This is a genomic window from Arcticibacter eurypsychrophilus (assembly GCF_001730525.1).
GTDB lineage: Bacteria > Bacteroidota > Bacteroidia > Sphingobacteriales > Sphingobacteriaceae > Arcticibacter > Arcticibacter eurypsychrophilus.
Genome location: NZ_MDFN01000016.1, coordinates 50,825 through 64,140 on the forward strand (window position 1 = coordinate 50,825; position 13,316 = coordinate 64,140).

Annotated in this window: 11 protein-coding genes; 5 read left to right on the forward strand and 6 right to left on the reverse strand. The window is 39.3% G+C overall.

Translation table 11 applies throughout. The features are described 5' to 3' along the window. Nucleotides 1-65: 65 nt before the first annotated feature. Both BFL47_RS10355 and BFL47_RS10360 read left to right on the forward strand, forming a co-directional pair. Nucleotides 66-2,339, forward strand: coding sequence for a penicillin-binding protein 1A (locus BFL47_RS10355; RefSeq protein ID WP_069659722.1), 2,274 nt, complete (start codon nucleotides 66-68; stop codon nucleotides 2,337-2,339). Between the two features lie 106 nt (nucleotides 2,340-2,445). After that, the gene (locus BFL47_RS10360; protein ID WP_069659723.1) at nucleotides 2,446-2,919 is read left to right on the forward strand and encodes a hypothetical protein; all 474 of its coding nucleotides are present in this window, start codon (nucleotides 2,446-2,448) and stop codon (nucleotides 2,917-2,919) included. Between the two features lie 73 nt (nucleotides 2,920-2,992). Here BFL47_RS10360 and BFL47_RS10365 read toward each other — a convergent pair whose 3' ends face one another. Next, nucleotides 2,993-3,775 (reverse strand): TIGR03915 family putative DNA repair protein, encoded by a 783-nt coding sequence (locus BFL47_RS10365; RefSeq protein ID WP_083257112.1) that lies wholly within the window; start codon nucleotides 3,773-3,775, stop codon nucleotides 2,993-2,995. A gap of 10 nt (nucleotides 3,776-3,785) precedes the next feature. Then, the gene (locus BFL47_RS10370; RefSeq protein WP_069659725.1) at nucleotides 3,786-5,039 is read right to left on the reverse strand and encodes a putative DNA modification/repair radical SAM protein; all 1,254 of its coding nucleotides are present in this window, start codon (nucleotides 5,037-5,039) and stop codon (nucleotides 3,786-3,788) included. Nucleotides 5,040-5,177: 138 nt separating this feature from the next. Between BFL47_RS10370 and BFL47_RS10375 the strand changes: the two genes are divergently transcribed. Next, nucleotides 5,178-7,307, forward strand: a complete 2,130-nt coding sequence (locus tag BFL47_RS10375) for an FUSC family protein (protein WP_069659726.1) — start codon at nucleotides 5,178-5,180, stop codon at nucleotides 7,305-7,307. A gap of 225 nt (nucleotides 7,308-7,532) precedes the next feature. Here the strand turns inward: BFL47_RS10375 and bioB are convergent, their stop codons facing one another. From bioB to BFL47_RS10390, 3 genes are read right to left on the reverse strand one after another with little or no spacing between them, the layout of a single operon-like run. Beyond that, the gene (gene bioB, locus BFL47_RS10380; RefSeq protein WP_069659727.1) at nucleotides 7,533-8,543 is read right to left on the reverse strand and encodes a biotin synthase BioB; all 1,011 of its coding nucleotides are present in this window, start codon (nucleotides 8,541-8,543) and stop codon (nucleotides 7,533-7,535) included. A gap of 38 nt (nucleotides 8,544-8,581) precedes the next feature. Continuing rightward, nucleotides 8,582-9,931, reverse strand: coding sequence for a magnesium transporter (gene mgtE / locus BFL47_RS10385; protein ID WP_069659728.1), 1,350 nt, complete (start codon nucleotides 9,929-9,931; stop codon nucleotides 8,582-8,584). Between the two features lie 44 nt (nucleotides 9,932-9,975). After that, on the reverse strand, nucleotides 9,976-10,584 hold the full coding sequence (locus tag BFL47_RS10390; protein ID WP_069659729.1) for a WbqC family protein: 609 nt from the start codon (nucleotides 10,582-10,584) through the stop codon (nucleotides 9,976-9,978). 52 nt (nucleotides 10,585-10,636) lie between these two features. On the opposite strand from BFL47_RS10390, the gene BFL47_RS10395 reads away from it, so the two are divergent. After that, nucleotides 10,637-11,512 carry a lysophospholipid acyltransferase family protein gene (locus BFL47_RS10395; RefSeq protein WP_069659730.1) on the forward strand — a complete coding sequence of 292 codons (876 nt, stop codon included), beginning with the start codon at nucleotides 10,637-10,639 and terminating at the stop codon, nucleotides 11,510-11,512. Further along, a complete protein-coding gene (locus tag BFL47_RS10400; RefSeq protein WP_069659731.1) occupies nucleotides 11,512-12,537 on the forward strand; it encodes a glycosyltransferase family 2 protein in 1,026 nt (341 codons plus the stop codon). The genes BFL47_RS10395 and BFL47_RS10400 overlap by 1 nt, the downstream gene beginning before the upstream one ends. Here BFL47_RS10400 and cobA read toward each other — a convergent pair. Next, entirely contained in the window at nucleotides 12,512-13,255 is a 744-nt protein-coding gene (gene cobA, locus BFL47_RS10405) for a uroporphyrinogen-III C-methyltransferase (protein WP_069659732.1), read from the reverse strand. The genes BFL47_RS10400 and cobA overlap by 26 nt on opposite strands. Nucleotides 13,256-13,316 lie beyond the last annotated feature (61 nt).

The window sequence follows — 13,316 nt, forward strand, 5'->3', positions numbered from 1 at the left end:
CTAAATTTCATAGCCAATTGACCATGAATTTCCTTAATCGTTTTGTAAATCTCATATTTGCATATATGGGGAGCATTTCATACCGTTATCTACTAAGGTTATTTGGGAGGTTTTTACTCATTCTAACGCTAACCGGATTCATCTTCTATCTGGCTATTTTCATGGGCCTTTTTGGGAAAATACCTTCCAAAAAAACGTTGAAGTCCCTACAGAATAACACTGCTTCAGAAATTTATTCCGCAGATAGTGTCTTGATTGGGAGGTACTTTGTTCAGGATCGGACAAATGTAAAATATGAAGCAATAGCGCCTTCCGTTATTCAAGCTCTTGTAGCGACTGAGGATTCTCGGTTCTATAGCCATAATGGAGTGGATAGCCGTGGACTACTGCGCGTATTGGTTAAGACGCTGCTTTTTCAGGATGAAAGTGCTGGAGGTGGAAGTACGTTAAGTCAGCAACTGGCTAAAAATTTATTTCCCCGCAAACCTCATCACTTTTTGAGCACTCCAATCAATAAGGTGAAAGAAATGATTATAGCCGTTCGATTGGAGTCTGTTTATACCAAAAAAGAGATTCTGGAGCTGTATTTGAATACCGTACCCATGGGAGCTAATATTTTTGGAATTGAACGTGCATCACGTGTATTCTTCAATAAGTCGTCGGGAAAGTTAAATTTAGAAGAGGCCGCAGTATTGATTGGTATGCTGAAGGCAAATACCTATTATAACCCTGCACGGTATCCTCAACGCTCATTTGAAAGGCGAAACCTGGTATTGGGACAAATGCTTAAACTAGGTTATATCAGTCCCGAGGTAGCCGATTCAGTCAAAAAAAGGCCATTAGTTTTGCGTTATAACATCAAACGAACGGGTCAGGGTATTGCTCCTTACCTGAGAGAGTATTTACGAAGACAACTGATCAAATGGTGCGAAACGCATACGAATAAAGATGGCGATCCATATGATCTATATACCGACGGTCTTAAAATATATTCCACAATTGATTCAAGGATTCAACTGGCGGCGGAACAAGCGGTACGTAATCAGATGGCACAGCTTCAGCGGACTTTTGATCGTCATTGGAGGGGTCGCGATCCTTGGGGAAAGAGCACTTCCGTTATTACATCTGCCATGCAGGCTTCTGACCGGTATAAGCGGCTAAAAGATGCAGGGAAATCGGATACTGAAATTGCAGCGGTGTTTAATAAAAAAAGGCCTATGTCTCTTTTTGCTTTGGGAGGAAATAAGAACGTAACGATTAGCCCACTCGACTCCATCAAATACTACCAGAAAGTACTTAATACAGGTCTGATCTCTATAGAACCGGGTACAGGAGATGTAAAGGCATGGGTTGGAGGAATCAATCACCAGGTTTTTAAATATGACCATGTACTATCCCGTCGGCAGGTAGGATCTACATTTAAGCCTATTTTATATGCTGCCGCAATCGAAAAGGGAATCAATCCCTGCACCTACTTTGATAATAAACGGGTTACCTATCCGGCTTTTGAGAACTGGTCGCCACAAAATTCCAATGGTCAGTATAGTGGCAAATACACCATGAAAGGTGCCCTTGCCTTTTCAGTGAATACGGTATCTGCACAACTGATCATGCAAACCGGAGTAAAAAGGACGATTGCCATGGCACAACGTATGGGAATTACGAGTACCATTCCGGAAGTTCCTTCTATATCGCTTGGGACAGCCAGCATTTCACTAATGGAATTAGTTGGCGCATACACGGTATTTGCAAACAGCGGAATCCTTGTTAAGCCTGTTTATATCAGCACGATTAAAAACAGCTCAGGGGATGTTATATTTAACAAAAAGACTTCTTCTGGGAAACGGGTTCTATCTGAAGAAAATGCTTCCATTATGATTGAATTGATGAAAGGTGTGGTGGAAGAAGGCAGTGCATCAAAGCTTAAAAGTGAATTTGGCTTAACAATGGATATTGCTGGTAAAACTGGAACTACTCAAAATCAAGCCGATGGATGGTTTGTTGGTATCACGCCTAACCTGGTAACGGGAGTTTGGGTGGGTGCAGAGAATCATTTAGTGAGCTTCAGATCTTTGCAATTGGGGCAAGGAGCCCGCACAGCTTTACCCGTATGGGGTAAGTTTATGAGCAGATTGATGGATGAGCCTTCGTTTGCGAGTTATCGGTATAAGAAATTTAAGATAGTGAGTGACGAAATCAAGTCGCGATTGAACTGCCCATCGTTTATTGACGATATTCAAGTTGTTGAGCCTCTGAAGAAAGAAAATTTTATTATAAAGTTGTTCAAAAAGGGCCTTAATATTTTTAAGAAGAAGAAAAAGAATAAAGATAAAGAATAATTACCACGCCTTAAATATTGCTTACCTTGGAAAATGAAACAATCATCAGCGTTAATAATGCTTTACTAATCTCGAGAATTCCGTTTTATACTAGTATTTATTTTTGATGAATAGATTTGCAATTAAACGAATAGATAAATTGACATTCACTAAGCTTAATACCAATACCAGAATTAATTTAATCATTCAATGTGTTGGAATGCTAACAGGAACAATAACACATCTACTTTGGATAATTAATAATGGATTTCTGTCAGAAAAATATAACGCATCGATTTCATCAAGGTTTTTTTGGGATAGCCTAACTTTTATAGATCCTATCGCCGCAATTTTATTAATACTGAAACCCAAAATAGGTATTTGGGTAGTTGCGGTTATTATTGTTGTTGATGTGTTGCACAACGGAACTATATATTTTGGAACATTGTTGTCAGGGTCACTATCCTTTACAAGTTGGTTTAAAAATAATTGGATGTTATGGTCTCAAGTTTTGTTTCTACTATTTGTTTTAATGTCGTTTAAAATTAATAGGAAAGAATTAAAATTAAAAAACAGGGAAACAGGAAATCTTTTTCATTGAATGCTGCTTCACAGCTTTGAATAACAACTATTCTGAGAGAAATGGCCTTCATAATTTCTTAGAAAGATCAATTTCAAACCTGCTTTTCCGTTAAGTGTTTCCAGTATCGCCTTGGAACGTGCCGTACATGTAAAGCCGTATTCTTTCTGGAATCAATGGAAACATGTTTAAAATAGTCCTTCCATAAAGTTTGATACTGCTCTTCGTTTTCTGCAAAAATGTTAGTGTCTGTTGGTTTGTCCGGGTCTACGGTAAAGTCAAGCTGAATCTCTTCCGTAGTGTGCAGGTCATAAAAAACCCCATAACCGCGCTTTGTATCGTAGATTACCCACTTTTGATCTGCATAGCGGTTTTTAAAATGAGAAACAATTAAGGGTAGCACGTTAAAATCAGGTTCTATAGTGGCATAGTAGATGTCATCCTGAGTCAAGCGGAATCGAATAAAGGCCTTCATCCGGTGTCGCTCCCGACTGACCATTTTAGCAACTTGAGAAACCTTCAATACGTCAGGGTTACCATAAGCTTTTTCAGAGATTCCGGAAGAAAAAAGAAGGCGTGCATAGCGAATAATCACAGAGGCCATTTCAGGTAGCTCAGAGAGATAGCAAGAATAAATAGCAGCCATTCCAGTAGGTGACAGCTTGGTATGTAGGCCTTTTAAGACACGTTTTGCATGTTCTGCAGATGTAAATACCTCCTGCGTATTGCTGAATGCATCCGGTTGATGCTGTTCTTTAGTGCTCACAGAAACCGGTCCGAGTTTATATTCATAAACATCGTAGATGCAGCAGAGTAACCCATACCATGTTCCATCGTAGATTAGAATGGTCATTGAATCAAACGAAGATGGTGTCATTAGGCTCAATTTAAAATAGTTGCAGCTGCGTTGAGTTACTTTTCAAATACTTACTGGCTGATGAGGCCAGGATATATTGTTTAATCTGCATAGAGGATAAATTACGGCGTTCGAAGTCTGCGCTGTTACAGGTAATAAAATATTTAGCCCGGTTTAGGGCAACCCCAAGTTTTTTCAGGTTTTCCCAATTGAGTCGCTGAAATGTTCGTGCAGATACAATCTTTTGTGCAGATTGAACACCAATACCCGGAATTCGAAGGATCATCTGCAAGTCGGCTTTATTAATATCAATAGGAAACTGATTAGGGTTCCGTAGTGCCCAGCTTAGCTTCGGATCAATGTCAAGATCCAGATGGGGCGTTTCGTTATTTAAAAGTTCCTTTACATGGAAGCCGTAAAACCGCATCAGCCAGTCTGCCTGATACAACCTGTTCTCCCGAAGCATCGGAACGGCACTGTCAAATGAGGGAAGACGGGAATCATGACTCACAGGCACATATCCGGAATAATACACCCTTTTCAGGTTGAAGTTTTTATATAAACTATTGGCCGTATACATAATGTCCTTGTCGGTTTCCTTGGTAGCACCAATAATCATCTGCGAACTTTGACCAGCGGGAACGAACAACGGGGCCTTTTTAAACAACTTGATCTCGTTCTTATTCTGAATGATCTCCTGTTTAATGAAATTCATCGGCTTAATCATATCCTTTCGGTCCTTATCCGGTGCTAATAATTTTAGTCCGCTCTCTGTAGGGATTTCAATATTGACACTAAGCCGATCGGCATATAAACCCGCTTCTTTCATGAGTTCATCACTTGCTCCAGGGATCGTTTTCAAGTGAATATATCCATTAAACTTATGTTCGAGGCGAAGCTCTTTGGCAACCCGTACCAAGCGCTCCATTGTATAATCGGCATTTTTAAAGATTCCGGAACTCAGAAACAGTCCTTCAATGTAATTACGCCTGTAAAAACTAATAGTAAGATCCACTACTTCTTTGACTGTAAACGCAGTACGTTGAATATCATTGCTTTTTCGGGTTACACAATAGGCACAATCATAGATACAAAAGTTAGTCAATAAAATCTTTAGAAGGGACACACAACGCCCATCGGAAGTATAGGTATGACAAATGCCACTACCTGTATTACCCAATCCTTTATTATCATTTTTTCTTTTACTTCCACTTGAGGCACAGGATACATCATATTTTGCCGCATCTGCGAGTATCGCTAACTTCTCTCTTATCCGTTCTGACATGTTATAAAAATACTAATTTATTTAGTAAAATAAAAAAAGAATTACATATTTATTCACACCTATTTATTAATTCTGAGTTTTTAATTTATTGACAATTGATAATTTTTATAACTTAGCTATAAGCACAGGTACTCCAATATGAAGCAAACACGTGAAATTAAAAATTTCATTTACAGTCAATATCTTGCAGATGGTCTTCGTATAACTTTTGGGGTATTATTACCTCCGCTCCTGCTTTCGCAATCGGGACATTTAGAAGCGGGCATAGCCGTTTCTATGGGTGCAATAACTACCAGTATTCCTGATTACCCTGGGGCTGTTATTCATAAAAGAAATGCCATGCTTTTCAGCATTTTATTTATGACGATTGTCTCCCTATTAACCGGGTTAATTAACGACTATCCTTTATTGATTGTAGCTGAAATATTTTCGCTCTGTTTCTTCTTTTCTATGTTTAACACCTTTGGCAATCGGGCAGCGTCCATTGGTACCGGTGTGTTAATCATCATGATTATCAATATAGACCAGAATTTTACGGTCAGGTCTATTTTCGAATACACCGGACTTTTAGTAGTTGGTGGAATTTGGTATATGGGTCTCAGTCTTGCGGTATCTCAATTTAAGCCATACCGGATTGCGCAGCATGCTTTGGGCGATTGTATCCATCAGGTAGCAGTGTACCTGAATCTAAAAGCAGTCTTTTATGAGGCTGACTTTAATTTCGATGATACCTACAAGAAACTAATTGACCAGCAAATAATTGTACATCAACAGCAGGATGTAGTTAGGGAAATCCTTTTTAAAAACAGATTAATCACGAAGTCACCATCCAATACGGCAAGGCTACTGATCTTAATTTTTGTGGATGTGATTGACTTGTTTGAACGAACCATGGCGTCACATTATGATTACCGCACGATACAAAAGAATTATGCGGCGTCAGGAGTTTTAAATGAGTTCCATAAGATTCTATCCAATATTAGTAAAGAGTTGGAAAATCTGGGTTACGATATCAATGCGAACGAAAGACCAAGGCCATCACAGGATTTTCAGGTGCAGCTTGAAGACCTTAAATCCAAAATTGATCTGGTTGATAACAACTTAGTGCTGAAGAAGATCCTCGTCAACATTAGAAATATCGTAAACAGAATAAACACGATGTACAACTATTTCAGCGATAAAAAGCTAGAAAATGTGGATCTGAGTGATGAAAAAGACTTAAGACGATTTGTATCTGCACAAGTTCTTGATCCGAAACAGTTTATTGAAAACTTAAGTTTGAAGTCAGGGATTTTCCGACATGCTTTAAGGGTTGCTATTGTTGCGGTTATTGGTTACGGCATATCCAAGCTGCTTCCTTTAGGTCATCATAGTTACTGGATCTTGCTTACCATTCTGGTTATACTTAAACCGGGATTTAGCTTAACCAAGCAGCGTAATTACCAACGGTTAATTGGTACCGTTGCAGGAGGAATTGCTGGAGCACTGATCGTTTATTACATTCATGATACGACCATTCGTTTTATGTTTCTAATGGTATTTATGATTTTGGCCTATAGTTTTCAAAGGCTGAACTATGTGGTTAGCGTATTATTTATGACACCCTATGTTTTAATCATGTTTAGTTTCATCGGGTTAGGAAGCCTTAGCCTGGTACAGGAGCGCATATTGGATACCTTCATTGGTTCATTTATCGCACTAATTGCTAGTTATTTTCTTTTCCCATCCTGGGAATACCCTCAATTGAAGAGCTTTATGAGGAAGTTGCTGATTGCTAATTATCAATATCTGGCTAAGGTAGCGGAGGGACTTGCCGGCAAAGAGCTAAATATTACCGAATACAAATTGATCAGGAAAGAGTTATATGTAAGATCGGCCAATCTGGCATCTGCCTATCAGCGCATGTTATCGGAGCCGAAGAGTAAACAGATCAAAGTAAGGGAGGCCAGTAAGTTCATCGTTTTGAATCATATGCTATCTTCATATAATGCTACATTGATAGCGGCTATGCGGAGTGATCGTCCGGTGAAGATCAATAATGGACATGTCAAGTTGATAAAAAGGGCTCTGTATCAGTTATGCGAAGGGATCTCGCAACTTAAAGACAAGGAAGAGGATTTCATGGAAACGGATGTATCGATTCAAGAACCTACGCTACACCCTGATGTGGAAAACAGGGACAGTAAACTAATTACAGAGCAGCTTGGGTTTATTGAAAAGTCAGCTGGTGATATTCTAAAAACGACTAAACGAATTACAGAAAATTAGATATTTATTGAAAGGGGTTGATTCGTAAGCAATTATCATCTTCTATGTGATAAAAATGGACTTACGAATCAACCCCTTATTTTGTTTAAGAACTTTTGCGTTAAGTAAATGAGGCTTAAATGAAACCCTGTTATTACCAGATAATTATCACGTTCTTAATTAGTTGAATCATGCTTAATTCATTCCTGATACAATATTGCTTACCAAGTAAGAACCAATTAGCGCTTAAATAATTGAAGATACAATTTCTTTTTGTTCAGTATTTGCAGGTCTTCCCTTTTTAAATGCCTCACGAGGTTTTAGTCCCAGTATTTCAAACATCTTCATGTCTTCGTTAAACTCAGGATTAGGGGTAGTCAGCAATTTATCACCTGCAAAAATAGAGTTGGCACCGGCCATAAAACACAGCGCCTGATCGGTCATACTCATTTCATTTCTACCGGCTGATAAACGAACCACGCTCTTAGGCATAATAATCCGCGCTGTTGCAATCATACGAACCATATCCCAGATAGGCACTGGCTTCTGATCTTCAAGCGGTGTCCCCTTAATCGCTACAAGCGCATTAATAGGAACGGATTCGGGATGTTTAGCCATATTGGAAAGCGTCCGAAGCATCGAGATCCGGTCGTTGTCTGTTTCGCCCAAACCTATGATTCCACCACTGCAAACAGTTATTTTAGCTTTTCTTACGTTTTCAATAGTTTGAAGACGATCGTCAAAAGTACGGGTAGTGATAATGCGTTTGTAATCGTCTTCTGAAGTATCTATGTTATGATTATAGGCATAAAGCCCCGCATCCGCTAGTTTTTGAGCCTGACTTTCGGTCAGCATACCAAGGGTAGCGCATACTTCCATATCCAATTCGTTCACGGCTTTAACCATCTCTATAACCCTGTCAAAGTCCCGGTTATCGCGTACTTCTCTCCAGGCGGCACCCATACATAAACGGGATGCTCCACCCTCTTTGGCTATTACTGCAGCATTAGTAACCTGGTCTACGGAAAGCATGGCATGAACCTGAACGCCTGTTTGGTAACGCGCAGACTGTGGGCAGTAAGAGCAGTCTTCGGAACATCCTCCTGTTTTGATCGATATCAGACTACTGATTTGAACTTCAGCATAATCCTCATTCAAGCGATGTATAGTACCTGCACGGTATATTAAGTCCAATAAGGGACTGTGATATATTGCTGCAATTTCTTCCTTGGTCCAATCGTTTCTGATCTCAATCATAAAACAAAAGTATACTAATTTATAGAAATTAAAAGACTTTAGAGAAGAAGTTTGGTTGCTAATCCTAATAATAGTAAGAAGCCAAATACATCGGTAAACGTGGTTATGATGATGGAAGAAGCAATTGCAGGGTCTATTCCTATTCGTTTTAACACCAATGGAATTGAAGCCCCTGCTATCCCAGCTATAACGAGGTTACCCGTCATGGCGATAAAAATAACCAATCCCATTAAAGGATTTTTATCATAAAATATAGCGAAGAGTAATACGATTAATCCGATACAGGCACCATTAATCAGTCCGACGGTAAATTCTTTTAATACGGTTCGGTAGGCTTGATTATCGGTCAGGTCAGTTAAAGAAATACGTCTGATAGTCACCGCAAGTGCTTGAGTAGCAGTATTTCCACCCATACCTGCAATCATAGTCATATATCCGGAAAGCAATACCAACTTACTGATAGTGGGTTCAAAATAACGGATTACGGAGGCGGCAAGAAAGGCGGTACCCAGGTTAATGACTAACCAGGGAAGGCGACTTTTAACCGCTTCTTTCCAATTACCAGAGAGCTCTTCATCTTCGGATACCCCGGAGATCTTTAAGATGTCTTCGGTATTTTCTTCTTCCATTACGTCAATCACATCATCAAAAGTGATCCGCCCCAAAAGGTGCATTTCGTCATCTACGACTGGAATACTGGTCAGATTATATTGCGAAATAAGTTTCGCTACCTCCTCCTGATCCGTGTTTGCTTTTACGTAAACGAAATCTTCTTTTATAAGATCATGAATAATAACGGTATTTTTTGATTTGATGATATCCTTGAGCGATACGATTCCCTGAAGATGGTTATGATCATCAACCACGTTGATGGTATAGAACTCCTCCATCTCTTCAGATTGGCGAATAACCTCTTCTAATGCTTCGGTCTTTGTCAGTCTGCTATTAATCTTGAGCACCTGGGTATTCATCAGTCCCCCGGCAGTATCCTCATCATAAGTTAACAGATTACGGATATGACTGGCATTTTCCTCATCCAGATCACTCAGGATCTCATTCTGCCTGTCTTCGGAGAGCTGACTTAATATATCGGTAGCATCATCATAATCGAGCTCTTCCATAATTTCAGAGAGCCGTTCAGGATGAAGATTTTCCAGAATACGTTCTGGGTGAATCTCAGCATCCATTTCTGAAATGACTTCAGAGGCAAGCTCAGAAGGAAGCATGCTGATAATACGATCACGTGATTCCTGAGACAGACTGGAAAACAAGATGGCAATTTCTGTTGCATGGTATTCCAAAAGCAAGGCCTTTAAGGCCTTATCATCACCCTCTAACGCTTGTTTCAGGCGTAGAATATCTGTTTTGTTCAGTTCAAATGATTGCATTGCCTGCTAAAATAATAAATGTATTGCTTATTGTATCCTTAAACTTAAAGATAAGAGGAACTTTGTGGTCCCTGATTAAACAACAGATCAACGACAGTTAAGTTGGGTATAAAACCATTTCTATCATCAAATACTTGAAAATAGGGTTTAAATTCAGGTATCGGGGCTTTTTTGGGATGGATAGAATCTCTGTAATCATCCAGATCATCATAATTATCTTCGTAAGATGCTGAAAATGTATAAGATAAGTTCAACTTCAGATTGCGAATCAGGAAGTCGAGTAATTCGATATTATAATCAAAGAGAAATTCCCATTTCCGGGTATAAAAAACTTTGAAGTCGTCTTCATAAAATTCGAAATAAGCGGAACGGCGATAGGCTGTTTGGATACTTTGCCAGTGCAGTCGTTGCCAATCGAAGTCATAACTAATTTTTACGTCTCTGATGTCCGTTTGAAGATTTGCACCTTTGAGTACGGGAATGATAAGATCAAGTTTGCCTTGTGGCGAATGTATAGTAGCCCTGCTGCGAAAGGTTTGCTTTTTATAATGTTCGCATCCTTCCACTATAATTTGGTCATTATGGGCTTTCAACTGGGAAAAGTATTCTACTGGTGGAAGGTAAAATGAAGAAAATATTGCGCCTTTGTGCATGCTATATACTATGTTTGTACTCAATTGCACGAAATTAACTATAATTATACAGATGAAGAAGGGTCTTAAGAACCTTGCCAGATATCCTTTATATATTCTTTCCTTACTTCCTTTCAGGGTGTTGTATATTATTGCTGACCTGCTTTACTTTGTATTGTATTACATTGTTAAATACAGAAGGAACGTAGTGCATGATAATTTAAGAAATTCTTTTCCTGAAAAGAGCGAAAAGGAATTGCTTAAGATTACGAAGAAGTTTTACTTAAACCTGGTTGATACCATGGTGGAAAGTTTAAAAATGGCATCCATGACAAAGGCTTGTGTTTTAAAGCGACTCGTGATCACAAACACCAGTGAGATTAGAAAATATTACGATAAAGGGCGCCCGGTGATTATTGTAACGGCACATTACGGCAACTGGGAATGGGGAACACCCATAATAGCATCTGTGTATCCTGAGCCAGTAATGGTGGTATATAAACCTGTACAGAATAAAAACTTTGAAGCTATATTAAATGGCTGGCGCTCTCGTTTTGGTGGAATAATGGTTCCCATGAAACAAACCTTACGCGCTATATTATCCTGCAAAGCGAAAACTTTTGCCGTTGCTTTAGTGGGCGATCAAACCCCTGTGAGACATGAAGCGCATTACTTTACTGATTTCCTAAATCAAAGAACAGCCATATTTTTAGGAGTGGAGAAAATTGCGGTAAAAACAAATATGCCGGTTATTTATGCGCATCTGAACCGACTGAAAAGGGGTTATTACGAATGCACGCTCACCACTTTATTCGAACACCCAAAGGACACTAAACCTTATGAAATAACGGAAGGTCATACCCGGTTTTTAGAACAAATTATCAGGAAAAGACCAGAGATGTGGCTATGGTCGCACAGGCGCTGGAAATTCAAGGAGGATGATGTATAATGTCTGATTTTCCAAGTGTAGCTGTTATTATATTAAACTGGAATGGAAAAGATTATCTGGAGAAATTTCTTCCTGGAGTAGTTCGTTCTTCTTATTCGAACTTAAGGGTTATTGTGGCCGATAATGCTTCTACTGATCAATCTGTAGTGTTTTTAAGAACTTCATTTCCAAAGGTTGAAATCATTTTAAATACCAGCAACGAAGGATTTGCCGCCGGATATAATACTGCTCTTGCTCAAATTCAATCTGATTATTTCGTATTGCTTAATTCTGATGTTGAAGTAATTTCTGGATGGATAGAGCCAGTAATTGCCTTGATGGAGCGGGATCCTTTAATTGCGGCTGCACAGCCTAAAATAAAGTCCTATCAGCACAAAGACAGATTTGAACACGCCGGTGCGGCTGGTGGATATATAGATCGATTTGGATATACATTTTGCAGAGGCCGGATTTTTGACACCGTTGAAGAAGACTGTGGGCAATATGAAAGTGCATCAGAGATATTTTGGGCAAGTGGAGCCGCATTTTTTATTAAAAGTACGTACTGGAAGTCCATAGGAGGTTTTGATGCCGATTTTTATGCCCACATGGAAGAAATTGATTTGTGCTGGAGGTTGAAAAACAAAGGATATAAGGTTATGTATTGCCCAGCCTCTACCGTTTATCATATCGGAGGAGGAACCCTACAAACAGAGAGCCCATTTAAAACGTATCTGAACTTCCGTAATAACCTGATCTTACTGACTAAGAATCTGGATCCTCAGAAACGGATATTTATTTTATTTATTCGCTTTTGGCTTGATTTCACCTCTTTATTAAAGTTTGTCGCTGATGGGAAATTTCAACATGCACTGGCCATAAGCAAGGCGCACCGCTCATTCCTGACGAACATTCAAAGAAACTGGTCGAAGGGAACTCCGGATGTATCTTCTTTCAATAACACTGGCTTTTATACTGGAAGTATTGTCTGGCAGTATTTTATTAAAGGTCGAAAATACTTTAAAGATCTGATGCACTGTCCTTAAGAGCAACCACGCCTCCTATAATAATAATTGAAGGATGTGTAAGGTGATTCATTTCGGCAATAGCTGGAAGATCTTTCACTAATCCACTTCCCGATTTTTGTTTAATATGCGTAGCATGCTGAATTATTGCAGCGGGAGTATCTCCTTTCCCTTCCTGGATATAGGTATCCGCTATTTCATGCAACTTTTTCATTCCCATATAAACCACTACGGTTGCATTGCTGTGCATGGCTAAACGAAGATCTGAAGATAGTCCGCCATCTTTTTTTGTTCCGGTAAGAACCCAGATGCCTTCACTTATAGTGCGGTGTGTAAGTGGAATATGGCTAAACCCAGATGCCTGCATACTGGTAATTCCAGGAATATAATAGGTTTTAATTCCTATTTTGCTAGCAAAAAGTACTTCTTCAAAGCCTCTTCCGAATATAAAGGGATCGCCTCCTTTTAACCGGACCACCATACCTTTTTCAAATGCCTTCTCTTTGATCAGTTCATGAATAGCATCTTGCGAGGTGTATTCGCCATAAGGTGTTTTTCCTACGTATATTTTTTCGCAGCTGTCCTGGGCGTAACCAAGCAACTCTTTATTGGCTAAATTGTCATACAAGATAATAGGTGCGCGCTGTAAAACCTTGAGTCCCTTAAGGGTAATAAGTTCCGGATCACCTGGCCCTGCTCCTACTACATACAATTCCGGTGTAAACTTAATCTCCCCCATAGTTATTCTTCAATATAGGGGGAAATTAGTAACACTTTTTGGAATTAACACATAAAATGGC